This window comes from Pseudomonas sp. GV085 (genome assembly GCF_003050925.1).
Taxonomy (GTDB): Bacteria; Pseudomonadota; Gammaproteobacteria; order Pseudomonadales; family Pseudomonadaceae; genus Aquipseudomonas.
Map to the genome: position 1 here is coordinate 34,407 of NZ_QAOV01000018.1, position 26,315 is coordinate 60,721.

Here is a 26,315-nt window from a genome sequence, read left to right on the forward strand (position 1 = left end):
AATTTGGTTCCAGCAACCTTCACAACTACAACACTCCAAGAAATGGGGGAACTGCATCATGACTACACACAGTCGCCGAAGCATCGTGAAAACCGTGCTCTTTACCTCGCTGGTTATCTGTACTTCCACCTTCGCATTAGCCCAGGCAAGCACGCTTGCCGACATCAAGCAGCGTGGCAAGCTGACTGTGGGTACCGAAGCCGCTTACGAACCTTATGAATTCGTTGAAAACGGCAAGGTTGTGGGTTATGGCCACGATATTCTGGAACAAATGGCCGCAAAACTCGGCGTCGAGCTGGAGCAGTTGAACTTGCCGTTCAATGGCTTGCTTCCGGGTCTGATGAGCAACAAATTTGATTTCGTGGCCACTTCCGTCGGGATCACACCTGAGCGTGCCAAGCGGTTCGCTTTCAGCCAGCCCATCGGCATTGTCCGCTCGCTATTCGTAGTCAAGGCGGACAACACAACCATCAGCAAGCCTGAAGATGTAGCAGGCAAAGTGGTGGGGACCCAGATGGGTTCTTCAGCCCAACAAGCACTGCAGGAATACGATCGAGAACTCAAAGCCAGCAAAGGGCAGGGCTACGCGGATCTCAAACTATTCCAGGGCTATCCCGACGTCGGCCTGGCGATTGCCAATGGCTCGATCGATGCAGGTGTTCTACCCAGCAACGTATTGGCTGTGCAGATGCGCCGTCAGCCGGACATTTATAAAACGGTGGGCGAAGTCGGCGATTCCAAGCTCTTGGCTTGGGTAGTCAATGCCAAGAATCCAGAAGTACGCACGTTTATCAACGAAACGCTTGATGAGATGCGCGCTACGGGCAAGTTGGCCGAGTTGCAGAAAAAATGGTTCGGCGAAACGCTGACATTACCGACTTCAGGGTACCTCCCTGACGCGGCCCTCTAAGTGGAGGGCCAGGTAATGATGAGCTGGTTGAGTGCGCACACCGCGCTGGGTCCGTTTTTCGATGGGTTGCTACAAGGTGCGGCAACAACATTTATCGCGAGCAGTCTGGCTTTTCTCATAGGGCTCGGATTGGGCGTGCTTTTACTTCTGCTGAGAGTCGCGGCGGGACCCATTTGCCGATACGCGGTGATGGTCTACGTCAGTGCCATCCGCGGCACACCGCTGCTGATTCAATTGCTTATCGCGTATTTCGTTGTGCCGGGCCTGATCGGTATTTCGCTGACACCACTGGAGGCGGGGATCCTGGCCCTGTCTTTCAATACGGCGGCCTACATCAGTGAAATCCTGCGGGGTGCTTTGACTTCGATTCCTCGAGGTCAGGTGGCAGCAGCCCAGGCACTGGGGATGCGCGCTCATCAGAAGTGGCGTTACGTGCTGTTGCCGCAGATGTTCCATCGCTCCATTCCTCCGCTGACCAACGAGTACACCGTACTGCTCAAAGCCTCATCACTGCTGTCGATCATTGCCGTCAGTGAGCTCGCTACCGTGGCTCGTAACGCGACGCTGCAAAGCGATCTTCCACTGCAAGTGTTCAGCGCAACAGCGGTCGTCTATTTCCTTATTTTGCTGTGCGCTTCGTCGATCTCGCGACTCATCGAGCGCCGCATTGCCAAGGTGATGCCAAATGCCCATTGATCTTGAAGTGGTCAGTCACGTAATCCCCGCATTGCTGCAGGGACTGAAAATTACCGCGACGGTCAGTGCCATCGGTATTCCGTTGGGGATGTTGATCGGAACGCTGTTCGCTTACATGGCCGATGCCCAGCATTGGTTGCCAAGGCTGTTTGCCCGTTGTTATGTCGAACTTGTACGAAATGTACCGTTCCTGATCGTGGTGTACCTGCTGTTTTTCGGCCTGCCGCAGCTGGGAGTGCAAGCCTCATCCTTTGCGATCGCCATTGGTGCCACGGCGTTCTATACGGCCGGGTACTTCAGCGAAATTCTGCGCGCCGCCTTGAAGAGCGTGCCGGCCGGCCAGGCGCGCGCAGCGCGGTCACTGGGGTTTTCCGTCTGGCAGGTTCAGCGCTACGTGGTCGTGCCACAAAGCTTTGGCTACCTGATCCCGCCTACTACCAGCCTGATCATCATGATGTTCAAGGACACCGCGATCTTCTCGGTAACCAGTCTTCCTGAGCTCACCTATCAGAGCAATCTGATGACCGCTGACACCTTCGCTTACCTCGAAGTGCTTGGCACCGCTGCATTGCTCTATTGGCTGTCGAGCATTGTCCTCGATGCACTTGGCCAAGTTCTGGAAGCCCGTGAAAGACACTGGCGGCATCGCTAGAAAATCCCATCATTCAGGAGTTTTTTATGAAGAATCTGACCGTCGCACCACGTACCAGCCATCAGACCCTGCTTTATTCAGAATTGATGACCGATCTGGAAAACCTTCAACAGGCGGATATTGCCGTGCTTGGCATGCCTTTCGGTTCGCCCTACGGCCCGCGCTCATACACCAACGACCAGACCAATGCGCCGCTGGCAATTCGTCAGCTCACCGACCGCATGGTGCGTGATCCGCGGCATTACGATTTCGATATCGATGGCCCACTGCTGCAAGGTCGTAGCGATATTCGATTCATCGACTGTGGTGATGTGTTGCCCGATGTCGCCAAACCAGGTGAGCACTATGAACGTGCCGAGCAGGCCGTACGGCAGCTTCTCAAAGCTGGAGCGCTGCCAGTCATTCTTGGCGGTGACCACGGAATTACTACGCCGGTTCTACGGGCCTACGACAGTCTCGACCCGATCACCATCATCCATATCGATGCGCACCTTGACTGGCGCGACGACGTAAACGGGATCCGGGAAGGGTTGTCCAGTCCGATACGTCGTGCCTCCGAAATGGCCCATGTCGGCCGGATCTTCCAGATCGGACTGCGCGCCCAAGGCAGCGCACGCCCCGAGGATCTCGAGGTAGCGCGCGAGTATGGCGCGGAGTTGATCAGTGCCTATGAATTGCACGAGATCGGCATGGACGCGGTACTTTCGCGTATTCCCGATGGTGGAAACTACTACCTGACCATTGATGCCGACGGTCTCGACCCGACCATCATGCCCGCTGTCGATGGTCCGGCCCCAGGTGGCGTGACTTTTTTACAGGCACGCAAGCTTATTCACGGATTGGTGAAAAAAGGACGGGTAGTGGGTATGGATATCGTTGAAATCCAGCCGGGCAAAGACAACGCAAGTAACCTCACCTGCGTGACGGCGGGACGCTTGATTGTCAATCTGATCGGCGCCTCTATTCGTGCGGGGTACTTCGACAAATGATTCAGACTACAGCCGCGGTGTCATCGGCTTCACGCTTCGCTGCAGATGTTCAGCCCCACTGCATCAGAATGCGCGGAATCAATAAATGGTATGGAAATTTGCAAGTCCTCAAAGACTGCTCGACGCACGTCAGTAAAGGCGAAATTGTGGTGGTGTGTGGGCCTTCAGGTTCAGGCAAGTCGACATTGATCAAGACGGTCAACGGTCTGGAGTCTTTTCAGAAAGGCGAGATCCTGGTGAATGGGCAGTCGATCGGTAGCGCAAAAACCGACCTGCCAAAGTTGCGCCAGCAAGTGGGCATGGTGTTTCAGCATTTCGAACTGTTCCCCCATATGTCGATCATCGAGAACCTCACGTTGCCACAAACGAAGGTGCTCCATCGTCCGACAAACGATGCGAAAGCCAAAGGTCTGGCATTGCTTGAACGTGTGGGCCTCAGCGCACATGCCCACAAGTACCCGGCGCAGCTCTCTGGTGGTCAGCAGCAGCGTGTTGCCATCGCCCGGGCATTGTCGATGGATCCGGTCATCATGCTCTTCGATGAGCCAACCTCGGCGCTGGACCCCGAGATGATCAACGAGGTGCTGGACGTGATGGTGTCGCTGGCCAAGGACGGCATGACGATGATGGTGGTCACCCATGAGATGGGCTTTGCTCGGCGCGTGGCGGATCGGGTGGTTTTCATGGAGGAGGGGATGATCATTGATGACACATCCTCTGAAGCATTCTTTAACGGGACGTCTTCGGAGCGGGCAAAGCTCTTCCTGTCGAAAATACTGGGGCACTAAGTTCCACGTTGTATCCAGCGTTCAATACGGAGTCAGTCAATTAAAGCGCGGTCAGCAGGTATCGATTATGGATTGCCCTGCTGACTGACGCGTTTCGTATTAGATCTGCTTCGCATCGCGTGACAATATCTACAACCAACAGTTAAACGATAAAAATGCGGATATCCACTCAAGATGGAAGTCTGTTGCAAGGGTAGCTATTGGCCGTTATCTGCCTGATGTAGATGCAGTTAGCCATAGCGAAAAGGTGGGTTGAGAGAGCCTGGAGGAACAAAATTGGTACAAGCGGAATTGAAAACTGGCGTAATCCATTGTCTTGATGCCCACAGCCCCCCGTTAATTATGTGGGGCGCACAACATCAAAGGTGAACCGGAGCCGCGGTCCGGAAAAGAAACCGCGGCGACCGATCAATCAGGCGGCGGGGAGCAGGCCTTTCTGTTTGGCGACATGAGTCGCCAGTGCGTCCATCAAGTCCGGGGACAGGCAGTCATAGGGTTCCAGGCCGATCGAGCGCAAGCGCTCGCGGATAGCCTTCATTTGCGCTGGCGGTGTGCCGGTTTCGATGATGGAGGACACGAACGCCGCGAATCCCGGCGCAGCCCATCCGCTCTGTGGCGAAAGCTCGGTGTGGACGAAGTCCAGGCCATAAAACGCATGGTCCTTGTTCTCGATGCGCCCAAAGAGATGGGCGTGACACTGCTTGCAGGCGTGGCGTTGGATGGTGGCGGATTCGTCGACAATCGCCAGTTTTTCGCCGTGGGCAATGACGCTGACCTTATCTCGAGGCACCACGGCGATGACGGCGAATATTGCATTTTTTGGTTTCCAGCATTTGCTACAGCCGCACGCGTGGTTATACAGGGTTTGCGAGTCGATCTTGACTTCGACCTTGTCGGTCGCGCACAGGCATTGCAGGGTGCCACCTGTGAAATTCGCGGCGGCGGGTTGGATACCATTGTCCAGTGCAGGGTGAAGTTGCAAGGTGCTCATGCTGGCGTCTCCGTTTCAGGGTGTCAGACAAAAGTGCCTGGGGCCGTGCCCCAGATCGGTAGTTCATCGGAACTCCATGACCGCGCGGATCGATTTGCCTTCATGCATCCGATCGAACCGCGGCGGATTTCGAAAAGGACACAGTGCATAAACGAGTGACCTCCTTCGGTGCGACCGATCGGTTACCCAGATCAAGAGTAGTCTGCGATGACGTCTCGAGCGCGGCCAGGACCAGCGCAACGCTATCCGACCCATGGCGGTCATTCGCGCAATCGTTGGATCGGTGCATGTTTTCCTGCATCGTCAGGAGTGCCACGTACCTATCTCAGGGTGAATGCTGTTTTGAGCGGTATGGCAACGTTGCGCAAGTTGTCTTTAAGCGTGATATCTACCGTCCAGATACCTGTGGGATCGCCTGGTTCTCCGATGAAATTGATCACGGGGGCGGCGTGGTACAGGTGATTCGACTCCCCCTTGAGGTGTCCTTGAAAACAAACGATATCTCGCTGATTGATCGACTCAGTACCATCCGGCCTGATGACTTTCAGATCGCACGTTATGTTTGCTTCGTGATTGGCATTCAGCTTCGGGTTGGCAAAAAAAATCAGCGTAAAGATCCATTTACCTTGGGTAGCAACCTTTGCTTCGTTAAATACGGGAATGGTTTCGGGCGAAGTATCCCACTTTTTTTCCCAATCGGGATCGGAGGTGATTAATAGTGAGCCACCAAACTCGCCGACGGATCGTCTTGACTCAGTGTCTGGGTATGGATTGCCATTTGAATCCTTCCAGTAACCGGCATGCAGATTCGACCATGAAAGTGACATCGCGATGAAAACGGTGAGCAGTCGACGGTTCATGGGCGACTCACTATAAGTGGACGATATAAGTTGCGTAATGTTTGCGCCATTTGTGTCTGATGACGCGCCTTGTCCATGTGTAATGCCTTGTTCCGCTTGAGTGTAGCGGCAGAAAACGCAACACAGAGTCACGAGAACCAATGACAGGTTTTTGTGCTCGTAAGGCGTCTTGAGCATGGTGCTCACGGTCCGCTCTTGGCCGAGATCGGCAGCTATGGGTTAATCAGGGCTGATCGCAATAAGGACTGTTTGGAGTGCTCTGCAGGTGTTGCGCCTGGCACAGAGCGACCAAGGCGGGCGTTCACGGGGGACAGCCCTCTGACCGAAGGCAACGGCCGTACTATAATTAATGTCTGTCAATGTTTGCGTGACGAGCGCTCCAAAACGAATCAGGTATCCATAGCGTTCACCTGACAGGCAGCGGGCGGCACAGCAAATGGGATGGACAGTACGTCTGATTACGCGAGAGAGGGTTCAGCCATGAAAAATCACTCCTTCCAGCATTACGCTCATGGTTTGGAAATGGCCGTTCACGATGCATGGATTACCGCCAAGGTGAAGTCGGCCCTGGCATTTTCCGATCCGACCCTTAGCCTGCATATCAATGTCAAAACCCATGCGGGCATAGTGGCGTTAAGCGGCCGCGTCAACACTCATAGACAGTGTGAACAGGCCATTGGTCTGGCCCGTTCGGTTCATGGTGTCGCCGAAGTCGATGCCACCGAATTGCAGACCCATGTGTTCACGCCAGGGAGTTTTCCAGAAGCGCCCAACGCTGAAGAGAGCACTGAGCGCCGGCCACAATCGTCAACGAAGATGGACGACAAATGATAATGGTAACTTTGTAGGCGCCGCGCTCCCAGTCGGGAACCGAGGGCGGAGGGAAGCTGAATGCCTGTGTGCCCCAGAGTGAATTGCCCATGGTTTCGTGGACATTTGCGACTGGCTGCTTATGGCCGATGATGATTACAAAGCGTGCTGGTCAAATCCGATGCAATCGGTGGTCAGAACGAATGCAAATGACTGGTCAGGTCGAATGCAAGCGGGTGGTCAAGTGGGGTGCAATTTCGCAACAGTACTAGCGATGGTTGCGATAGCGTTCGGTCAAGGACTGCACGAGGGTGACGTAGGATTGCGTCTCTGCGTAGGGAGGCACCCCGTTGTACTCGACCACGGACGCTTCGCCAGCGTTGTAACCTGCCAACGCCAGCACCTGGTTGCCGTTGAAGCGCTTGAGCAGCCAGGCCAGGTAGCGCACGCCGCCACGAATGTTCTGTCGTGCGTCGAACGGATCGTCCACGGCGAAGCGCTCGGCGGTGGCGGGCATCAACTGCATCAGCCCCTGGGCGCCGGCTTCGGAAATGGCGTTGGGGCGAAACGCCGATTCGGCATGTATCACCGCGCGGATCAGCGCCCTGTCGACACCATAATGACCCGAAGCGGCTTCGATCTCCCGCCGATAGGAATGGGTGTCCAGGCGTAGTGAGGCGACCTTGAAATCCTTCGACGCCATGCACAGATAGCAGCCCTTGATGTAATAGAGCTCAAGGACATCGACCCGTGCGGAGATCCCGACGGGGCGCCGGCTCACAAATTGACGAATACCCTTGTGGATGAAGGTGTACACCCGAATCCGCACCGCGCCTGAGTCGTCGTCCCGCACAAGCCGTGGCAGGGCCATTGCCTTGGCACCGACACCACCGACACCGGCGCCCGCCATGCCATTGAGGCGAGTACAGCGGGCGCTGGCGATGGCTTGGCTGGTGTAGCTGATGGCTCCGTCCCTGGCCTGGCACTTGAACATGGCGCTGGCGCACAATGGAGCGACCAGCAAGGCCAGCTCGATGCAGCCAAGAAGGCCCTTGCGAGCCCATTGCCATGCTCTGGAATTCATCACATCGCTCCACGCCGCAGGTGCCGATCAGGTCTGGGGCACCTGGCCCGGGCGCTGCCTTTGGAGGGCCTATTCCGGGTGACCCGCCTGTTGTTCTGATAGTTATACCCCTTGTAACCGGCCTTGGAACTTGTGTTGACGTACGGGCTGCCGGCGTTCCCAGGCGAGGCGCAGGCCAACAGTGCTTAATGCCTGACGAATGGATAGGGGGCATCCCGACGCAAACCGATGTCTCCTTCTGGCCGTTTTCTACCTGTCTCGACCGGTTGAATCCACAACTCATAGTGGACGAGATCAAGCAGCGAGAGCCTGCTGGCCTTGAGTGTCAGCTAGCCGACAAGAGTACTGACGATGCAGATGATTAAAGTAGGGGGCAGTGGTTTGAATCATCTCCGTGCGTCATTGCGTCAGGCTGGATTGCCTTACGACGATGTGAGCTATCCAGGACGGCAGTTTTACCGGTTTGAAGTGGATGGGAAATGGGTAGCCTATGGAGGATTGGAGGGGGCTGGTCCCGATCTTCTGCTGCGCTCTCTAGTTGTTTGCGAGGAGCATCGTGGAGCGGGACTGGGAAAAGCGGTGTTGTCGGAACTGGAACAATCAGCGGCCTCCCAAGGCGCAGCCCGACTGCATTTGTTGACCCAAAACGCGGTTGATTTTTTTGCAACCAATGGGTACGTACTGCTTGATAGGGAAAAGGCGCCTGCCGCAATTACCCAGACAGCTCAGTTCAAGCATTTGTGCCCTTCCTCGGCAAGCTACCTGCGGAAAACTTTAAGCGCTTCCAATTGTGCGAAGTAACCCATCGAATCGCTTCCGGGCCATCGCTAGCGTGGATAGTCACGCGAGCGATGGCTGAGTGCTATTTATATAATTCAAAGCTTCCGAAATTGGGTTATTGGCTGGCAAGGGCGTGGAGCGCGACCCGTGAAGCTGCCAGGTCCCAAGCCGCGGTACCAACGCTTTTAAATACAACGGGCCGTGACGAATCGATTGGGCCGCGAATGGCTGCGGCCAGCGATCTGACTTGAGACCAATCCACACCTGCCCGCAACAGGTCACCTGCTTCGTGCTGCGCACCGGCAGTATCGTCAGCATAGAGAACGCTACCGTCCAGAGTGACTTTGCCAAGCTCCGCCATCTCAGGCTTGAAAGCACCTACACCAATAATCAATCGACCAGGTTTGGCTGGCTCGTTGTAGACCGGCTCTGTGCTGGTGGTTACGGTGATCACCACATCCACGTCGGGAATGCTGTCGCCACACGGTTGCAAATGCTCGTGCAGGTCTCGATTGTTGTTGCAGAAGTCTGCCGTCGCTTGCGCGTCAATCCCTCGAACCCACAGCATGCACTGTGGGTAAAGGGCATCGATAGCTTGTACGTGATGACGTGCTTGCGCGCCGGTCCCGAACAGTAAGATCTGTTTCGGTTCATGCTTGAACAGCGTCCGAATCGCGAGGAGGGTTACTGCCGCAGTACGACGCCCTGTGACCTCCGGGCCGTCGAGCAAGCACTTTATTTGTCCGGTTACGGCATCACATACGGTTACCGTGCCGTTGATCGTGGGCAGCTGACGCTGCACATTCCCCGGCTGGACGTTAACCAGTTTGTGGATGCCGATGTCCTGGGCGGTGGCGGGCATGCTCAGCAAAACACCGCCGTCACCCAAGGGTACAACCAAGCGCTCAGGGCTCAGAATTGAACCGGCTTCCAGCTCGGTTGCGGCTTGGGCAATAGCGTCAACGAGTTTTTTGAAATCCAGCAGTGCCGCTGTCTGCGCTTGATCACAGACGGTAACCGAAAGGTTTTTCGGGGCGGCATTATTCGCCAGCATATTAGTCATTGAATATTCCTTTTGCTGAGATCAGTAGTGGCGGATGTCGGAACGAAACTGCTGTGCGCGCAAGTGCGTTGATAAACGGCCTGCGCCTGGCGTATGGACGGCACAGCCATCGCTGGCCGGCCGTGCTCTTATGTGGCCTCAGTGTAAAATTTGCGCAAGAAAGGCCTTGGCCCGTGCACTGTTCGGGGCGCTGAAGAAGTCCTGAGGCGGTGCGTCCTCAATGATCTGGCCGCCATCGAGAAACAGCACGCGCTCGGCCACTTGCCGGGCAAAGCCCATTTCGTGGGTCACGCAGAGCATGGTCATACCGCTGCCGGCCAGGTTAACCATCACATCCAACACTTCGCTGACCATCTCCGGGTCGAGCGCCGAAGTGGGTTCGTCGAACAGCATGATTTTGGGTTCCATGCACAACGCCCGGGCGATGGCCACGCGCTGTTGCTGGCCTCCCGAGAGCTGGCTGGGGTACTTGCTGGCCTGGCTGGCGATACCGACTTTTTGCAGGAAGTGCCGGGCCAGTTCCTCGGCCTTCTTGCGGCTCATACCGCGCACCGAAATCGGGGCCAGGGTGCAGTTATCGAGCACGCTCATGTGCGGGAACAGATTGAAATGCTGGAACACCATGCCAATTTCACTGCGGACCTTGGCGGCCTCGCGGCTGGTCTGGGCCAAGTCGGTGTCGTTGACCAGAATGCGGCCTTTTTCGGCGATTTCCAGGCGGTTGATGCAGCGGATCAGCGTCGATTTTCCGGAGCCGGAAGGCCCACAGAGCACAATGCGCTCGCCTTCGCGCACTTTCAGATCGATGTTGTGCAGCACATGGAAGGCGCCATAGAACTTATTCAGGCCGGCGATATCAACCACCACCTTACGGGTGTCCGGGCTTGCGGCGAGCGGAGTGTCTACAAGGGCAGAGAGGGCGTGCATGGTCTTGTCTCCGGCAATCAGTGAAAGCGCTCGGCGCTGTACGGGGCAGGGTTGGTAAAGGGGGTGGCACCGGTCATCAACTCGGCCAGCAGACGGCCGCAGACCGGGCCGAGGGTCAGGCCGTGGTGGGCATGCCCGAAGTTGAACCACAGACCTTTGTGTCGTGGCGCCGGGCCGATCACCGGGCACATGTCCGGCAAGCATGGACGGCGTCCCAGCCAAGGCTCGGCATCCAGGCGTTCGCCCAGCGGATAGAAGGCGCGCGCCAGCTCTTCACAGCGACGTAGCTGGATTTCGTTGACCGGGTCCTGGCTGTCGGCGAACTCGATTCCGGTGGTCAGGCGAATGCCGCCGACCATGGGTGCCAGGACATAACCGCCCACCGGGTCAAGCAGCGGTTGTTGCAAGCGCGTGCCAGGCAGGGCGGCATAGTGCATGTGATAACCGCGCTTGATCGCCAGTGGAATGTCATACCCCAGTGGCTCGAAAATGCCCCGGGCTTGCGGGCCGAGGGCGACCACGGCTTCGTCTGCGATCACCAGGCCCTGTTCGCTCTGCACTTCCCATTTACCCACGCGCTGGCGCAAGGACAGGGCGTCACCAAGGACGAACACGCCGCCGCGTTTGACGAACAGTTCGGCATAACCGCGTGTCAGGCCGCCGGGGTCGCTAACGGTCTTGGGGTCCAGCCAGTGAATGCCGCCGACCACGCAGCTGTGCATGCCCGGTTGATGGGCATGCATCTGGTCGCGGTCGAGCACTTCGTAATTCAGGCCATAGTCCATGAGTGCAGCAGCGTCGCGTTGGGCCTTGGCAAACGCCGGTGGAGAATTGTAGGCCTCGACCCAGCCACTGGCCTGGATCAAGTGATCCATGCCGGCCGGTGCACAGAGCAGGTCGTGTTCGCTGACGCAGCGCTCCACCAACGGCAGCATGGCCTGGGTTGCGGCGGCCAAGCCCTTGGTCCCGGAGTGCCGCCAGTACTGCAGTAGCCATGGAATGGCTTTGGGCAGGTACTTCAGACTGTAGCGCACGTCCGATTGCTGGTTGCCCGCGTAGCGCAACAGGCTCGACAACTGGCGCGGGAACGCGTAGGGAATTACGCTGGCGCGCTCGATCAGCCCGGCATTGCCGTGGCTGGTGCCGTTACCCGGCTGCTGGCGGTCGATGAGCACGACCTTACGGCCACGGGCCTGTAACTGGAGTGCGGTACTGACGCCGACAATCCCTGCGCCCAGAACGATGGTTTCGCAATGCATGGTATTTCCCTGATGCAGGGGCGCGCACGGCAGCCCGAAACAATTTGGTTTACTGCAGGTGACGGCCGAGGCGGCCCTCGAGCGCTTTCAGGCTGCGCCGTACGACTTCCACAATCAGCAGATAGAGCACGGCGGCCCAGAGGTAGATCTGGAAGTCGAAACTGCGCGAGAAGGCCAGCTTGGTCACGCCCATCAAGTCGTAGATGGTCACCAGCGAGGCAATGGCGCTGGCCTTGATCATCAGGATCAGTTCATTGCCCAGCGGGCCAATGGCGACCAGCAGCGATTGCGGCAGGATGACTTTGCGAAAGGTGGTCCAGCGCGACAGGCTGAGGGCTTTCGAGGCCTCGCGCTGGCCTTGGGTCACGGCCAGGATGCTGCCGCGCAAAATCTCGGCCTGATAGGCCGCGGTGTTCAGCGTGAAGGCCAGCAGCGTGCAGAACCAGGCGTCACGGAAGAACCACCACAAACCCACGTCCTGCCAGAAGCCTTTGAACGAACCCAGGCCGTAATAGAGCATGAACAGCTGTGCCAGCAGCGGCGAACCGCGGAAGAAATACACGTAGACGCTGGTAAAACGGCTGATAAAGCGGTTACTCGACAACCGGCCCAGGGCGATCAGCAGACCGAGCAGGGCGCCAAGGGTGAAGGAAATGGCCACCAGCTTGGCAGTCACCAACAGACCTTCGATGAAACGGGGACCGTAACGCTCCAACAAGTCAGGGCTGAGGAACAGATTTTGCAATTCATCGAAGCTCATGGGCGAACGCTCCGTTGATGGCGGCTGAAATGCTGCTCGAGGAACTGGAACAGACGGCCGGAAATGGCCGAGAAAAACAGGTAGCCAAAGCACGCCACGGTGTAGAACAGCATCGGTTCCTTGGTGACGCTGACCGCCAGGTTGGTCTGGCGCATCAGGTCGACCAGGGAGATGGTCGACACCAGCGAGGTGTCCTTGAGCAGTGACAGCCAGTTATTCGACAGGCCCGGCAAAGCAATGCGCACCAATTGCGGCAGTACCACCTTGGTAAAGGTTGTGCGTCGGGATAGGCCAAGGGCGGCTGCAGCTTCGAACTGGCCCTTGGCCACGGTTTTGAAGGCGCCCAGCCAGATCTGGCTGGAGAACGCGGCGAACACCAGACTGAAGGCGATCATCGCGGCGACGAAGGGGCTGATCGCGACTTCGGCCTCGTAGCCCATCGCGGCCAACAGTTTCTGCGCACCGATCTGGCAGCCGTAATAGATTATAAGCAGGGTCAGCAGCTCGGGCAGTCCGCGGAACACGGTGGCAAACACCGTGCTCATGGCCCGCGGCCAGCGACGTCGGGAGCGGGCGGCCAAAGCCAGGCCCAGACCCAGCGGCAGGCCAATCGGCAGGCAGCTCAGGGCCAGGACAATGGTCACCAGAGCGCCGGCCAGCAAGGCTGAACCCCAGCCGCCGCTGGCGAAGGATAGCAATGACAGGTTTTCGAACATGCTCGAACCCTCTCGGTAAATTAATCTCGCACGCCCTCGCCGCACCCGTGTGCGGGTGCGGTGCAGCATGTCGGCAAGTAACGACCCTCAGACGCGCCTGAGGACTCGGGGGATCAATAGATATCGAAGGCGAAGTAGCGACTGGAGATCTTCTTATAGGTGCCGTCGGCGACGATTTCATCCAGCGCCTTGTTGAAGCGCTCGCGCAGGGCATCGTCACCCTTGCGCACCGCGATGGACGCATCCGCGGTGGTGCCGTTGACGTCGCCGATGATCTTGCAGCAGTCCTTGCCAGCGCTGTCGACCCAGGCCAGCAGCGGGAATTTGTCGGCAATCACCCCGTCGATCCGGCCAGTCGCCAAGTCGCTGTTGGCTTCATCGAGGGTAGGGTAGAGCTTCACGTCGGCACCGGCCGGGCCGTAATGATCTTCGGCATAGATCGCCTGGGTCGAGGATGACTGGGCACCGACCGTGCGGCCCTTGAAGTCGGTCTGGGCGTCGGTGATGTTCGAGTCCTTGGATACCGCCACGGACAGGGGGGTACGGTAGTAGTGCCGGGTGAAATCGATTTTCTGCTTGCGCTCATCGGTGGCGATCATCGAAGCCACGACCGCATCGTATTTCTTCGCCATTAGCGCCGGGATAATCCCTTCCCAGTCCTGGGCGACGATGCTGCATTGCACGTTCATGCGTTCGCACAGCGCGTTGGCGATATCCACATCGAAACCGTGCAGCTTGTTGTCCGAGTCAACGTAGTTGAACGGCGGGTAAGCGCCTTCGGTAGCAATCTTCAGTACTTCAGCCTGCGCGCTGGTGGCCCCGGCCAGGACCATTGCGCATACACCGGCAAAGCGAATGACGTGTTTCATCCAGCACCTCGTTTTATTGTTTTAAGTTTGGTGACGATGTGTATCCAACGAACTCGTTGTGTAAGGCCGCGATGGATTCAAGACGCTTTTCGACCTCGGGCCCCAGCTGTTTGCAGACGTCGTTGACCAGCAGGTGGACCAGCGACAGCATCGCCGCTGTCGATTCCCAGAACAGGTTGAACTCGGTGGGCACGCGGAACACTTCATCGGCATTCTGTTCGGCCCAGTCGCAAAAGGTGTCGGTGATCAGCGTCACAGGGATTCCGGCATCGCGGGCCTTGCGGCACAGGGTCAGGGCGTGGCGGGAATAGCGGCGGGCTTCGAACACCACCAGCGCACTGTCTTCGGGGGCACTGAGCAACACGTCGGCGTAATGCCCGGCGGCACCGTCGACCCAGTGTGTGTCATCGCGCAGGTACTGCAACAGATGCACCATGGATGCTGCGATGCCACGCTCTGTCTGGAACCCGGCGACGAACACCTTGCGCCGGGTGGCCAGGCGCTGGCTGACGTTGTGCCAGGTAGGGGTGAGGCTATATTCGTAAACCTTGACCAGGGCCGCGACTTCCAACTCGAAGCTGCGCGGCAGGCCTTGCGGGCCCTGGCTGGCTTGATGGCGAAACTCCTGCAAGCGATCGCCCACCAGCCATGGGCCATCGCCCAGGTCGACCTTGAGGTCGTTTTTCAGGTCTTTGAAGTGGCTATATCCGAGGGAGCGACAGAAGCGCCCCACACTGGATTCACTGACGTTCAATTTCGCGGCAATATCAGCCGCAGTCTGGAACGGCAGTTCATAGAGGTTGGCCAGCATATAGTTAGCAATCACCCGGCCTGAGGCGGCGGCGGTTGAAAGACTGCTTTCAAGGCGTTGTTTGATGGGCTGGCTCAAGGCTGCTTCCTGTTGTTTTTCAGCGCTTACGAAAGAAAATGCGTGTTTTCTGGCATAAAGTCAACACATGACAGATAACTGTCACTGCCGATGATCGTCACTCTGGTACGCAGCATCGACAACTCGGTTGGAGGTTCAGGATGTCCCAGGCAAAGCTCGACCATTGAATTTATGAAGGCGGCAAAGCACCGTATCAGGACGCAGTAAAGGTATTTTTCATCGGCCAGCGCATTTCCAGATGCTCAGTCAAATAATCCATAAAAGCTTTGACCTTGGGTGTGATAGCGGCGCGTTCCTGGACGCATACATAAATATCGAGCGGTTCAGCATAGGCATAAGTTGAAGCGTGGCGATGTTCAAATAGAGGAATGAGTTGGCCACTTTCGATATAGGGCGCCGCCACGAACTCTGCCAATCGGGTTATTCCCGCGCCGCGGATGGCCATTTGGGCTAGAGCGTCAATATCGTCGCTGATTGCGGTCGCATTGAGAGTAGCGTCGTAACGTTGCCCATCCCGGATAAAACCCCAACGTAGAATGCGTCCGTCTAGCGGGTAGCGAAATGCTAGACAGGCATGGTGTTGGAGTTCTTCAGGGGCGTGTGGCCAGCCGACTCGTTCCAAATAGGTGGGCGACGCGCAGATGATAAAAGGGATTGAAACGATCTTGCGAGCGACGATCCCCTCTTCCAGTTGTGGTTTGATCCGAAGGCTCAGATCAATGCCTTCTTGAATATGATTGATTTTGCGATCTGTGGTTGAGAGTTCAAGTGTCAGGCGTGGGTAACGTGCAGCGAAGCCGGCGATTAGTGATGCCAACACATGCCGCCCGAAAGCGGAGGTAGAAGCGATGCACAGTCGCCCTTGCAGATGAGTCTGCGCGCTGGTGATCGCGCTTTGCGCCGATTCGAGATCACGCGCTATGCGTTTCACTTTTTCGTAGTACACCACGCCGCTTTCGGTTAACGCCATGCTGCGAGTGGTGCGCTGGAGAAGGCGCGTGCCCAGGTGGGTTTCCAAGCGATTTATGGTCTGGCTAACGGCTGCCGCACTGACGCCCAGGGTTTTGGCCGCGCCCACGATGGAGCCCGCTTCAACCACTTTGATAAAGCTGGCAATCGCCCCTAACAGGTTCATCTTTGGCCCAGCGAGAAGAGTTATTCATAAGATTTTCTTTATAAAGCAACCACTGCTAGCCGTCTAGTTGCTGATTTTTGATCTTGCTATGGTGTTCATCCCCTATCAATCGAAGATCAAAAAGGTCTGATATGAATCCAAAAACATCCTCTAAAACTCTATTTTTCAACCAGCGTAAGCTCTCGGCTCGCGCTACTCCTTATGTTTTCGCACTGTATATGGCCACAATCATGGCGCTCTTGATGTCACTCGTGATCACTGCGGCAAATTCCGGAATTGAGATTGATTATCTAAGTAATGCGCTGCACGCCTATAAATTGGCCATGCCAGTGGCATTCCTGTGCATACTCGTCGTTCGTCCCATTGTGCTTAAACTGGTGTCTTTGACTGTACACCCCCATCATTAAGGGCGGCCGCTCAGCGGCCCGATTGATGGGGCGTCGTGGACAACCCTGTTGGGTCGACTGTTGCCGGCCGTCAAAGGCCGGAGTCGACCCAAAACTGCTCTTGGACGCACACAGCCTGACTGATTCCTCGTAGAAGTTTTACGCAAAATTTACGGGGCCTTCAGGTTGGGCATCCGATACTGCGCGGTGCTAATTTGGAACACTATTGTTATGTCTCTCGGAGCTATCCGGCTTATTGGCTTTATCCTGGGCATCTTTCTGATCACGCTGGCCGTAAGCATGGCAATTCCCATGATCACACTGGTGGCCTATGAGCGTAGCGACGATCTGTCGGCCTTTCTCTGGTCGAGTTTGATTACCTTCATCTGCGGCTTGTTGTTGATTGTGCGGGGGCGCCCGGATGCTGCCCAGCTTCGCCCCAGGGATATGTACCTGCTGACTACCGGTAGTTGGGTCGTTGTGTGCACTTTCGCCGCATTGCCAATGGTGTTCATCCGCCATATCAGCTACACCGATGCATTCTTTGAAACGATGTCTGGCATCACAACCACGGGCTCGACTGTACTCACCGGTTTGGATAGCTCATCCCCTGGCCTATTGATATGGCGCTCCATGCTGCATTGGTTGGGAGGCATCGGTTTTATCGGCATGGCTGTGGCGATCCTTCCACTGTTGCGAGTAGGCGGCATGCGTCTGTTCCAGACAGAGTCCTCAGACTGGTCGGAGAAAGTGACCCCGCGTTCCCATGTGGCAGCCAAGTACATTCTATTGTTCTATCTGGGGCTTACTGGCATCGGAGCCCTGGCGCTCTGGCTTGCCGGAATGACGTCATTTGAAGCGGTCAACCACGCAATGTCTTTGATCTCTACCGGGGGGTTCTCAACGTCGGACGCCTCACTTGGGCATTGGACGCAACCTGCGATTCACTGGGTGGCAGTGGCCATCATGATTCTGGGCAGCCTGCCATTCACCTTGTACGTCGCGTCATTGCGGGGCGATCGGCGTGCACTGATCAAGGACCACCAGGTACGCGGATTCATTGGATTCTTGCTCGTCACATCGCTGGTTGTGGGTACCTGGCTTTGTTTTCACAGCGATTACGGGTGGTGGGATGCGTTTCGTATCGTGGCAGTCAATGTGACCTCGGTGGTCACGACCACCGGAATTGCGGTTGGCGACTACACGTTATGGGGCAGCTTCGCTGTCTTGCTCTTTTTCTATCTGACCTTTGTCGGTGGGTGTTCCGGCTCCACCGCAGGTGGTCTCAAAATCTTCCGTTTTCAGGTGGCTGCCGCGCTACTGGTAAGCAGTTTGAAGCAGTTGATCCATCCTCGAGCCGTGATTCAGAAGAATTACAACGGTCATCCCATTGACGAGGAGATCGTGCGCTCACTTTTGACCTTCTCGTTTTTCTTCACCATCACCATTGCTGCCATCGCCCTGGGCCTGGCTCTCATTGGACTTGATTGGACAACAGCATTGAGCGGCGCAGCTACTGCGGTATGTAACGTCGGGCCAGGGCTTGGCACGATCATTGGGCCGGCCGGTAATTTCTCATCATTACCGGATGCAGCCAAATGGCTACTGACCGTTGGAATGCTTCTGGGAAGGCTCGAAATCCTGACTGTGTTGGTGCTCGTCACTCCGGTTTTCTGGAGATATTGATCAACCTTGTCGGGGTCTGCATCTAAAGGGGCCATGGGGGGGACGAAAATAAAATTGTCGATACCCACCGAAGGGGCAGCGAGTACTTCCATGGAGAGATCAGTCGTCGTTTGGATTGCCGCTGTTGGCCGGTTTCTGCCTGTCGCGAAGGGTTGCAGTCGACTGTGGACTCAACTGGCCGGTGCTTCGTTTTGTGCGCAGGCCAATACCTTTCGACAGACGACATCCCCGCTGACTTGCTGGCTGCATATCGACGTGGTGTGGGAGGGGACGTTCCGGAAAGGGGGTTTTTGTTCAATGGCGGTTCGGCGGTCATCGCGCCAGACGGTTCGTGGGTGACGGCACCGCTTTTTGGCGAACCTGGCATTGTTTTAGCCAAAATCGACCTATCGCAGATCGACGCACAGCACCATGATCTCGATGTGACGGGGCATTATCTGCGACCTGACATTTTTGAACTGTCAATTGATCGGCGTGTACGTACGGGCTTGAACCTCTGTGACAGCTGAAGCCAGGGAGAACTCGCATATTGCGCAGACAAACCGAATGACTGCTATTGGCCGATTCTGTTGAAAAAGTCGGTTCGCCCAAACAGGCTGGGCATTGACTGGTTAAAACGCCTTTTTTGCACACTGCTACGTGAAATCTGAGTCCGGGAAGCCTCTGCCAAAATTAAAGATTTCAATCTCGGACGCGTACTTTTCCGATGCGCAAACCATGGCCGACTGTTTTCAACAGAGTCGGCCGATTTCTGTCTTCCACGACCGACTAAAATCGACACGTTATAGGCCTTTAGATTTAAAAAAATATATCCATCCCCAAAGCTTGCTGCAAAGCTAGACTTTAAGTCCTGTCTTTGCGTCTGCGGAGAATAACGATGTTGGCACTCCATCAACATGTCCGGTTGCTCTCGTTTGGCCTGTTGATCGGCCTGTTCGCAGCGCCATTGCAGGCGGCAGAAAAACCCACCACTCCTCCTGCGCCTGCGGTTCAACTGGAACCCAAGGCGCTGGAAGTTCTGCAGGCGATGAGCGCGAAGTTGGCTGGCGCACAGGGTATGAGCTTCACAGCCATCACGACCTACGAGAAGCCTAGTCGGCTTGGGCCGCCCTTGGCCTACAGCACGGTGGCGCAAGTCAACGTGCAACGGCCTGATCACCTACGCGTAATGACTTCGGGTGATGGCCCGGCGACCGAGTTTTACTATGACGGCAAGCGTGCCTATGCCTTTGCTCCGACGGAAAACCTGCTGGCGCAAGCGGATGCGCCACCCACCATTGATGCGACCCTTGAGGCTGCGTACCAGCGTGCCGCGATCTACTTTCCTTTTACCGATGTGATCGTCGCCAATCCTTATCAGGATTTGGCCAGGGATATGCGTTTGGCGTTTTTCATCGGACAGTCCACGGTGATCGGGGATACCACGACTGATGTGATCGCTTACGCTAATGACATCGTATTCGTCCAAGCCTGGATCGGCGCGCAGGACAAGCTTCCTCGCATGCTGCGTGCAGTGTTTCGCGATGATCCCACCCAATCCCGGCATCAGGTCGCGTTCAGCGATTGGAAGCTTGCCTCGGCGTTGTCAGCGGACAACTTCAAACCAGAACACATCGACAAGGCCCAACAGATCGAGTTTGCCCCGCCGCCAGACATGCGCGCCCCGGTTGGGGCTAAACCGCCGCAAGCAAAACCCTGAGTGAGGAGGATGAACCATGACCCGATCAACCTTGAGGCTTGCCGGCCTGTTGGTTGTGGCATTCACCTGTGATCAGGCTGCGGCCTGGTCGCACGCTTCCAGTTTTGGGCGCACATGGGGAGGCGGTGGCTCGTGGAGCCACTCCGGTGAATTCGGCTCGGCTTCAGGAGGGGGGGGCAGTTGGAGTGGCTCAGGCTATCGCGGCGGCTCGGCTTCCGGGGGGGATGGCAGTTGGAGTGCCAGAGACGAGAATGGCGGGACCGCATCCGGGGGCGAGGGCTCCTGGCATGGCACTGGGGCCGAAGGCGGAACGGCCTATGGCGGCGAAGGCTCATGGCACGCCCAGGGTGAAAATGGGGGCAGTGCCAGTGGCTATCATGCGGACGGTTATGGCACGACGGTCTACCATCCATCGACCTACGGAACCACCTACTACCACCCGCCAACTGCTGTCTATGCCAGCAGTGGTTGTTATAACTGTGGCTACAACGACAGCGTAAGTCCTGCCGCCGCCGCAGCCGCTGGAGCGGTTACCGGTGCCGCCATCGCTGATGCTGCTAATACGAATGCGAGCAACAATGCCTATGGGGAAGGCTACAACGCCGGAATGATGACCGCAGCACCGCCTGCCATGCCCATGGGTTCGACATTTGTTAGCTTGCCAACGGGGTGCGGGCTGAGGACCGTTTCCAGTCGCACGTACTATCAGTGCGGGGATTCCTGGGTGCGACCGGCCTACGGGGCCAATGGAGTTTATTACACCGTTGTACCAATGCCGGAATAAAACCTCGACACGTCAATCTGCCGATATCGAGAAAGGCGGCTTTTGGCCGTTCACTACCGGTCTGGTTGCAAGGGGTGCGGGTCAAATCCGTTGCAAATGGCTGCCAGCCCAACTGGAGCCCATGCATCGCGGCTTCTTCGAAGAACGCCGATTCCGCGGGCTGTCGGTAGTTCTCCCGGTTCCAGAGCAACGCCAGGTTAGAGTTGAGGCAGTGATGCGCGATCGGGTCAATCGCAGCATAGGCCTGGCTGTTGTAATGATTGCGCCAGGTAACCGGGTAGTTGCCTTGAATCAATACCTGCTGGTTGGGCGTACCAGGACCAGGCTTTACGCCCAACAAGGAAATTCGAGTAACCCAGTCTACACGTCAGTGTTTTCAGGTTCCTCCCCAACCAGTCCTCGAAGCGCTCCGTCTTGCCGGGTTGTACCAGATCGTCCATTACCAGCATGGTCATTCCCTTCCATGGTCACACCGTTCGACGGTGCTCTCTTCCTGAGATGGCACGAGGGAAATCGAGCCCTGCCATTAAAGTGGGGCGGCAAGGTAGTGACGGGGGTAGCGTTCGCGGTGATGGCATCCTTGAGGAAGATGCGCCCCAGGATGATCGAGGAAATCGAAGCACTGGCCATCAGCACCACCACTACACCTGCCGCAGCGTAATGCCGATAGGCGGACGTTTCGAAGTGAAACAGCACGAAGATGCCAAGGAAGGCGCAGATTGCCGCCTGAGTCCATTTGGCCGTAGACGCCGGGCGCTTGAGGAAAAGCAACAGGATCGAAAGTAGCATGCAACCCAGCAGGGTCTTGATGACGGCCACACTGCTGGCAGTGAAACCATTACTCATGAGTACTTTGCTAAGCACACCGATCGTCGCGTTCAGTGCCGCGGCGCAGAGTGCAAACATGACGCCTTTGCTGAAACTGGATTGCATTGATGACGGTCCCTGTCGTTGCTTTGTCGTTCGATAGAATGCCGCCCCACATCGACGGCGCCAGGTTCAAGGATACAAAGATCCCGCCAACCCCGGCATTGATTGTGTGACTCGTCCTGAACAAGGGGCAAGTCCAGGCACTTACAGTGGCAAGGTATTGCAGTGCTTGATCTCCTTGAGCGAAAACCCGGTGTACATTTCCTTGATATTGCCGAGCGTACGTATGCGATGCATGGCGAGTTCATGGAATGCCTCCATGTCTTTGACGACTACCTGCAAGAGGTAGTCGTATTTCCCCGACACTTTGTGACAGGCAATTATGTTGGGCAGCGCCAGAACGCCCGCTTCGAAATGCTCCATGGCGTCCTCGGAGTGACTATCGAGGGTGACGCTGATGAAAGCAAAAAGTCCAAGCCCCATGGTCTTTGGGTTCAAGTGTGCGTGATACCCGACAATCACCTCCTCTTCCAGGCGCTTCAGGCGCTTCCAGCAGGCTGGCGCTGACAGGCAGACACGAACGGCGATCTCGGCGTTCGTCAGGCGACCATTCATTTGCAGAATTTCCAGAATTGAACGATCAACCTTATCCATTTCCGCCATGTGTTCTCTCCCTTTAACAATGAGTACGCGGTAGGGCGATTGGCCCCATCCCGCAGGTCCTTGATCAAGCATCCATTTCCAGGAACGACAAATATTAGAAAGGAAATTACATAAAGAACACATTTTGGATAATTAACGTCTGAAAAATAATTAAATACAGATCCGTTTCGAACGTTAATTTTCGAGGTACTGAAATACAATTTCTTGTCATTTCCGACACCCTGGCCACTGGCTCTGACAATAAAAACAAGTAACAACGGAGGCAATATTGAGCATTTTCAGAACAAAAGACCTGGACGCAATGATTGCTGCTGCCCGAGCGCCTGCCGGGTTGAAAAAAGTGCTGGGGCCGATGGATCTGGTCCTGATCGGTATCGGTGCAATCGTGGGGACGGGCATCTTTGTCTTGACCGGAACCGGCGCATTGACTGCGGGACCGGCCCTCACGGTTTCATTCCTGTTAGCGGCGTTAGCCTGTGCATTTGCAGCGCTCTGTTATGCCGAGTTCGCCTCATCTGTACCGGTAGCAGGCTCGATTTACACCTACAGCTACGCGACGCTGGGAGAGTTGGTGGCCTGGATGATCGGCTGGGATCTGATGCTCGAATACGGACTGGCCAGTTCGGCTGTGTCTGTTGGGTGGTCGGGTTACTTCCAGTCCCTGCTGAGCGGATTTGGGCTGAGTCTTCCGGTTGTGCTTACGGCGGCTCCAGGCTCTTTGCCCGGTGTGGAAACCTGGTTCAACCTACCCGCGCTGGTGATTATGCTGGCAATTACCTGGATGCTTTCCATGGGCATCAAGGAATCCGCGCGCGTAAACAACGTAATGGTGATCATCAAGATCGCCGTGGTGCTGCTCTTCATCGCCGTTGGTGCGCGACATGTTCAGCCGGCTAACTGGCAACCTTTCGCGCCCTTCGGTGGCCAAGGCATTTTGAGTGCTTCGGCCTTGGTTTTTTTTGCTTTTATTGGTTTCGATGCGGTTTCCTCTGCCGCCGAAGAAGTGAAAAAACCGGCGCGTGACCTCCCCATCGGCATTATCGGTTCCTTGGCCGTTTGTGCGGTGTTGTACGTTGCCGTTTCAATGATCATGACCGGCATCGTGCCCTATGCCCAATTCCTCGGCGTTGATCATCCGGTCTCATTGGCGTTGCAATATGCCGGTGAAAGCTGGGTTGCCGGGTTCGTTGATTTAGGCGCAATCGTTGGCATGACGACTGTCATTCTGGTCATGGCGTACGGTCAAACCAGGATCATCTACGCGATGTCGCGCGACGGACTGCTTCCCCGGCGCCTTTCCAGGGTTCATCCACGATTCGGCACACCATTTTTCGCCACTTGGATGGTCGGAATAGTCTTCGGGCTGATCTCGGCACTGATTCCGCTGAACGTCCTCGCCGAGCTGATCAATATCGGTACGTTGGCCGCATTCAGTCTGATCTCGGTGGCAGTGATCGTATTGCGCAAGACCCGACCCGATCTCCCTCGCGCATTCAGATGCCCGGGCGTGCCCGTTGTTCCGTTGCTCGCCATCGCGTTCTGCGTAACCTTGATGACCTTCCTCAAGCAGACGACCTGGCTGGTATTTGGGGCGTGGTTGGCAATTGGCCTGGTGATCTACTTCGCCTATGCAAGACGCCGCTCTTTGTTGCATTAATCCGGCATTTCGTCAGGTCTCTTTGGCGGGTCAATCAACCTCCAATAGTTTTCAGGTGCGAAACTGCATTCCAGTTGCGCACCTGATTGCATTCGCCTGGCAATCCTCACCTCATTTATCCTGCTTTTTGTCAAAGCGAACAGAACTTGCTATCAAGACCCGCTGTGAGGATTGCAACACTTCTTGAATGGGGTCTGGATAGATGCTTATGTTGACTGGCTTGAATCATCTTACGTTGGCGGTTGTGAGCCTCACTCGCAGTATCGAGTTTTATGTGGCTCTACCCGGCTTTAGATTGGCTGCCCGCTGGGAGACGGGGGCTTATCTTTCCCTCGGTGATCTCTGGCTTTGTCTGTCTCTCGATGAGAGTCGCGTGGCGGAAAAACAGCCTGATTACACCCACTATGCGTTTTCGGTGGGGCAGGACGACTTTGAAGAAGTCACCGCTTACTTGCGGCTTCGTAACGTTATTGAGTGGAAATCCAATTCGAGCGAAGGTAACTCGTTTTATTTTTCGGATCCCGATGGGCATCGCCTGGAAGTGCATGTAGGCAGCCTGGCTTCAAGGCTTGAGCAATGCCGGCGCCAGCCGTATGCAGGCATGGAGTTCTTTGACTGACCGTTTTCGTCTGATTTTATTGAAGAAGTAGCTCTGCTATCCGGCCTGCGGCAAAATCTATGCATTGGCCAGCAGGGAAGCACGCAGCATGATGGGACAGTTATCGAGTGGGCAGGACCGGCTGTTTTACTCGTTCAACCTTGAAGATCACATCCCCGCCAATCACCTTCTGCGCAGCATTGATCAGTGTCTCGATCTGAACGAGCTGCGCCATTACCTCGCCGATTTCTATAACCCGATTGGGCGTCCGTCGATTGATCCTGAACTGATGATCCGCATGCTGATCGTGGGCTATTGCTTCGGCATTCGCTCAGAACGGCGGTTGTGCGAAGAGGCCCATTTGAACCTGGCGTATCGCTGGTTTGCCGGTTGAGCCTCGAAGATGAAGTACCCAATCACTCGACGTTTTCCAAGAACCGACACGGCCGTTTTCGGGACAGCGATCTGTTTCGCTGGTTGTTCAATGAGGTGCTGCGTCGCTGCATGGAGGCAGGTCTGGTCAGGGGCGAAGGCTTCGCCGTGGACGCCAGCATCATCAAAGCGGATGCGAGTCGGCAGCGTGGCGTGCCGGGTGATGAACCGGTCAACTGGAGCGATCCGTCCCTGAGCACCCGCGCCGTGCGTGAGTACCTTCAGGCACTCGATGAAGAGGCTCTGGTCGAAACGCTGCCGAAGCGCCTATCGCTGACTGATCCTCAAGCCCGCTGGACCGCAGCTCCAGGTGGTCCGGCGTTCTACGCTTACTCCACGAATTATCTGATCGACACCGAGCACGGCGTGATCATGGATGTGGAACCCACACCGGCTCATCGCACGGCCGAGGTCGAGAGCAGCAGGATCATGATCGACCGGGTTGAGGCGCAGTTCGATATCAAGCCAGAACGCCTCATCGGCGATACCGCGTACGGTACAGCGCCGATGCTGGCCTGGATGGTGGAGGAAAAAGACATCGAGCCGCATGTGCCGGTGTGGGATAAAACCGAGCGCAAGAACGACAGTTTCTCGAGCAAAGATTTCCACTGGAATGAAGAGGCCGAGGAATACCGCTGCCCGGCCGGCAAGGCATTGCGCAGCGAATGGCGAGCCTTCAAGAATGAGCGTTCGCACGTCACCACAGCCAACACCATCATCTTCCGATCCCGGCAGACCGACTGCGCTACGTGTCCGATGAAAGCCAAGTGCTGCCCGAACACATCGTTCCGCAAGATTGCTCGCAGCGTCCATGAAGCCGCGCGTGATGTGGCTCGGCGCATCGGAACGACACCTGCATACGTGCGCTCTCGCCACGAACGCAAAAAGGTTGAAATGTTGTTTGCCCACCTCAAGCGCATCCTGAAATTGGATCGTCTGAGACTACGTGGCATGAGTGGTGCGACCGATGAGTTCACGCTGGCCGCTGCGGCACAGAACCTGCGACGGCTGGCCAAACTTACATCTCAAGGGCCACCGCTCACGGGATAGGTGCGCCTGCACCATGCAAAAAACCTAAAACTGACCCACCAACAGAGCGGCAATGGTCAACGAAGGTCCGAATAACCACGCAATGTGGTGAGTAGGTTCTCCGGTGGTGGCCGTGCCTGAGTTCAGGCGAGTTGAAAATCCGACTTTTTCAACAGAATCGGCCAATAGCGGACATTGCACAAGGGTTGCTTTCGGCTAGAACGCTCAAGAAAACCGACAAGGAGCCACGAGGATCAAAAATGGATTTCATCTTTGATACCTTAATCAACCTGTTGGCTCATAGGATTGGCGTTTACGTGCTTGGCTTGCTGA

Annotated in this window: 26 protein-coding genes and 2 pseudogenes; 14 read left to right on the top strand and 14 right to left on the bottom strand. The window is 56.3% G+C overall.

Annotation, left to right across the window (positions count from 1 at the left end; genetic code table 11):
* Nucleotides 1-58: 58 nt before the first annotated feature.
* From C8K63_RS27160 to C8K63_RS27180, 5 genes are all read left to right on the top strand, one after another.
* Nucleotides 59-910: a transporter substrate-binding domain-containing protein gene (locus tag C8K63_RS27160; RefSeq protein ID WP_108219491.1), complete on the top strand. Its 852-nt coding sequence runs from the start codon at nucleotides 59-61 to the stop codon at nucleotides 908-910.
* A gap of 15 nt (nucleotides 911-925) precedes the next feature.
* Nucleotides 926-1,606: an amino acid ABC transporter permease gene (locus C8K63_RS27165; RefSeq protein WP_108219492.1), complete on the top strand. Its 681-nt coding sequence runs from the start codon at nucleotides 926-928 to the stop codon at nucleotides 1,604-1,606.
* On the top strand, nucleotides 1,596-2,258 hold the full coding sequence (locus C8K63_RS27170) for an amino acid ABC transporter permease (RefSeq protein WP_108219493.1): 663 nt from the start codon (nucleotides 1,596-1,598) through the stop codon (nucleotides 2,256-2,258). Before C8K63_RS27165 ends, C8K63_RS27170 begins: the two co-directional genes overlap by 11 nt.
* Before the next feature lie 26 nt (nucleotides 2,259-2,284).
* On the top strand, nucleotides 2,285-3,247 hold the full coding sequence (locus C8K63_RS27175) for an agmatinase (protein ID WP_108219494.1): 963 nt from the start codon (nucleotides 2,285-2,287) through the stop codon (nucleotides 3,245-3,247).
* Between the two features lie 68 nt (nucleotides 3,248-3,315).
* Complete coding sequence (locus C8K63_RS27180) at nucleotides 3,316-4,035, top strand: amino acid ABC transporter ATP-binding protein (protein WP_223530247.1); 720 nt, start codon at nucleotides 3,316-3,318, stop codon at nucleotides 4,033-4,035.
* 412 nt (nucleotides 4,036-4,447) lie between these two features.
* Here the strand turns inward: C8K63_RS27180 and gfa are convergent, their stop codons facing one another.
* The gene (gene gfa, locus C8K63_RS27185; protein ID WP_108219496.1) at nucleotides 4,448-5,026 is read right to left on the bottom strand and encodes an S-(hydroxymethyl)glutathione synthase; all 579 of its coding nucleotides are present in this window, start codon (nucleotides 5,024-5,026) and stop codon (nucleotides 4,448-4,450) included.
* 320 nt (nucleotides 5,027-5,346) lie between these two features.
* Nucleotides 5,347-5,886 (bottom strand): hypothetical protein, encoded by a 540-nt coding sequence (locus C8K63_RS27190; RefSeq protein WP_108219497.1) that lies wholly within the window; start codon nucleotides 5,884-5,886, stop codon nucleotides 5,347-5,349.
* Between the two features lie 480 nt (nucleotides 5,887-6,366).
* On the opposite strand from C8K63_RS27190, the gene C8K63_RS27195 reads away from it, so the two are divergent.
* Complete coding sequence (locus tag C8K63_RS27195) at nucleotides 6,367-6,717, top strand: BON domain-containing protein (protein WP_108219498.1); 351 nt, start codon at nucleotides 6,367-6,369, stop codon at nucleotides 6,715-6,717.
* Nucleotides 6,718-6,964: 247 nt separating this feature from the next.
* Here C8K63_RS27195 and C8K63_RS27200 read toward each other — a convergent pair whose 3' ends face one another.
* The gene (locus C8K63_RS27200) at nucleotides 6,965-7,780 is read right to left on the bottom strand and encodes a lytic transglycosylase domain-containing protein (protein WP_108219499.1); all 816 of its coding nucleotides are present in this window, start codon (nucleotides 7,778-7,780) and stop codon (nucleotides 6,965-6,967) included.
* Nucleotides 7,781-8,131: 351 nt separating this feature from the next.
* Here C8K63_RS27200 and arsN2 point away from each other — a divergent pair, with 351 nt between their 5' ends.
* Nucleotides 8,132-8,581 (top strand): arsenic resistance N-acetyltransferase ArsN2, encoded by a 450-nt coding sequence (gene arsN2 / locus C8K63_RS27205; RefSeq protein WP_108219500.1) that lies wholly within the window; start codon nucleotides 8,132-8,134, stop codon nucleotides 8,579-8,581.
* 94 nt (nucleotides 8,582-8,675) lie between these two features.
* Here arsN2 and lhpI read toward each other — a convergent pair whose 3' ends face one another.
* The 8 genes from lhpI to C8K63_RS27245 form a co-directional block, all read right to left on the bottom strand.
* Nucleotides 8,676-9,623 (bottom strand): bifunctional Delta(1)-pyrroline-2-carboxylate/Delta(1)-piperideine-2-carboxylate reductase, encoded by a 948-nt coding sequence (gene lhpI, locus C8K63_RS27210; protein WP_108219501.1) that lies wholly within the window; start codon nucleotides 9,621-9,623, stop codon nucleotides 8,676-8,678.
* 138 nt (nucleotides 9,624-9,761) lie between these two features.
* On the bottom strand, nucleotides 9,762-10,550 hold the full coding sequence (locus C8K63_RS27215) for an amino acid ABC transporter ATP-binding protein (RefSeq protein ID WP_108219502.1): 789 nt from the start codon (nucleotides 10,548-10,550) through the stop codon (nucleotides 9,762-9,764).
* A 17-nt stretch (nucleotides 10,551-10,567) separates the two neighbouring features.
* Entirely contained in the window at nucleotides 10,568-11,809 is a 1,242-nt protein-coding gene (locus C8K63_RS27220; RefSeq protein ID WP_108219503.1) for an FAD-binding oxidoreductase, read from the bottom strand.
* A 49-nt stretch (nucleotides 11,810-11,858) separates the two neighbouring features.
* Nucleotides 11,859-12,569 carry an ABC transporter permease gene (locus C8K63_RS27225; RefSeq protein ID WP_108219504.1) on the bottom strand — a complete coding sequence of 237 codons (711 nt, stop codon included), beginning with the start codon at nucleotides 12,567-12,569 and terminating at the stop codon, nucleotides 11,859-11,861.
* Entirely contained in the window at nucleotides 12,566-13,285 is a 720-nt protein-coding gene (locus tag C8K63_RS27230; RefSeq protein ID WP_108219505.1) for an ABC transporter permease, read from the bottom strand. Before C8K63_RS27230 ends, C8K63_RS27225 begins: the two co-directional genes overlap by 4 nt.
* A 113-nt stretch (nucleotides 13,286-13,398) precedes the next feature.
* Nucleotides 13,399-14,154: a transporter substrate-binding domain-containing protein gene (locus C8K63_RS27235; protein ID WP_108219506.1), complete on the bottom strand. Its 756-nt coding sequence runs from the start codon at nucleotides 14,152-14,154 to the stop codon at nucleotides 13,399-13,401.
* A 13-nt stretch (nucleotides 14,155-14,167) separates the two neighbouring features.
* Complete coding sequence (locus C8K63_RS27240) at nucleotides 14,168-15,043, bottom strand: MurR/RpiR family transcriptional regulator (RefSeq protein ID WP_108219507.1); 876 nt, start codon at nucleotides 15,041-15,043, stop codon at nucleotides 14,168-14,170.
* Between the two features lie 193 nt (nucleotides 15,044-15,236).
* Complete coding sequence (locus C8K63_RS27245; RefSeq protein WP_108219508.1) at nucleotides 15,237-16,178, bottom strand: LysR family transcriptional regulator; 942 nt, start codon at nucleotides 16,176-16,178, stop codon at nucleotides 15,237-15,239.
* A 131-nt stretch (nucleotides 16,179-16,309) separates the two neighbouring features.
* Here C8K63_RS27245 and C8K63_RS27250 point away from each other — a divergent pair, with 131 nt between their 5' ends.
* The 4 genes from C8K63_RS27250 (at nucleotide 16,310) to C8K63_RS27265 (ending at nucleotide 19,949) form a co-directional block, all read left to right on the top strand.
* Nucleotides 16,310-16,585, top strand: a complete 276-nt coding sequence (locus tag C8K63_RS27250) for a DUF2798 domain-containing protein (RefSeq protein WP_108219509.1) — start codon at nucleotides 16,310-16,312, stop codon at nucleotides 16,583-16,585.
* Between the two features lie 210 nt (nucleotides 16,586-16,795).
* Nucleotides 16,796-18,250, top strand: coding sequence for a TrkH family potassium uptake protein (locus C8K63_RS27255; protein WP_108219510.1), 1,455 nt, complete (start codon nucleotides 16,796-16,798; stop codon nucleotides 18,248-18,250).
* A 290-nt stretch (nucleotides 18,251-18,540) separates the two neighbouring features.
* On the top strand, nucleotides 18,541-18,759 hold the full coding sequence (locus tag C8K63_RS27260; protein ID WP_223530233.1) for a hypothetical protein: 219 nt from the start codon (nucleotides 18,541-18,543) through the stop codon (nucleotides 18,757-18,759).
* Between the two features lie 368 nt (nucleotides 18,760-19,127).
* Complete coding sequence (locus tag C8K63_RS27265; protein WP_108219511.1) at nucleotides 19,128-19,949, top strand: DUF2092 domain-containing protein; 822 nt, start codon at nucleotides 19,128-19,130, stop codon at nucleotides 19,947-19,949.
* A 653-nt stretch (nucleotides 19,950-20,602) separates the two neighbouring features.
* On the opposite strand, the gene C8K63_RS31305 is transcribed toward C8K63_RS27265, so the two are convergent.
* The 3 genes and pseudogenes from C8K63_RS31305 to C8K63_RS27290 all read right to left on the bottom strand — a co-directional run bounded on the left by C8K63_RS31305 (nucleotide 20,603) and on the right by C8K63_RS27290 (nucleotide 22,266).
* Nucleotides 20,603-21,073, bottom strand: a complete 471-nt coding sequence (locus C8K63_RS31305) for an autoinducer binding domain-containing protein (RefSeq protein WP_108219513.1) — start codon at nucleotides 21,071-21,073, stop codon at nucleotides 20,603-20,605.
* A 215-nt stretch (nucleotides 21,074-21,288) separates the two neighbouring features.
* A pseudogene (locus C8K63_RS27280) lies at nucleotides 21,289-21,666 on the bottom strand (EamA family transporter); the annotation flags it as partial.
* A gap of 141 nt (nucleotides 21,667-21,807) precedes the next feature.
* Nucleotides 21,808-22,266: an Lrp/AsnC family transcriptional regulator gene (locus C8K63_RS27290; RefSeq protein WP_030131065.1), complete on the bottom strand. Its 459-nt coding sequence runs from the start codon at nucleotides 22,264-22,266 to the stop codon at nucleotides 21,808-21,810.
* A gap of 268 nt (nucleotides 22,267-22,534) precedes the next feature.
* Here C8K63_RS27290 and C8K63_RS27295 point away from each other — a divergent pair, with 268 nt between their 5' ends.
* From C8K63_RS27295 to C8K63_RS27305, 3 genes and pseudogenes are all read left to right on the top strand, one after another.
* Nucleotides 22,535-23,923: an amino acid permease gene (locus C8K63_RS27295; protein ID WP_108219514.1), complete on the top strand. Its 1,389-nt coding sequence runs from the start codon at nucleotides 22,535-22,537 to the stop codon at nucleotides 23,921-23,923.
* Nucleotides 23,924-24,131: 208 nt separating this feature from the next.
* Nucleotides 24,132-24,542, top strand: a complete 411-nt coding sequence (gene fos, locus C8K63_RS27300) for a fosfomycin resistance glutathione transferase (RefSeq protein WP_108219515.1) — start codon at nucleotides 24,132-24,134, stop codon at nucleotides 24,540-24,542.
* An 88-nt stretch (nucleotides 24,543-24,630) separates the two neighbouring features.
* A pseudogene (locus C8K63_RS27305) lies at nucleotides 24,631-26,003 on the top strand (transposase).
* Nucleotides 26,004-26,315 lie beyond the last annotated feature (312 nt).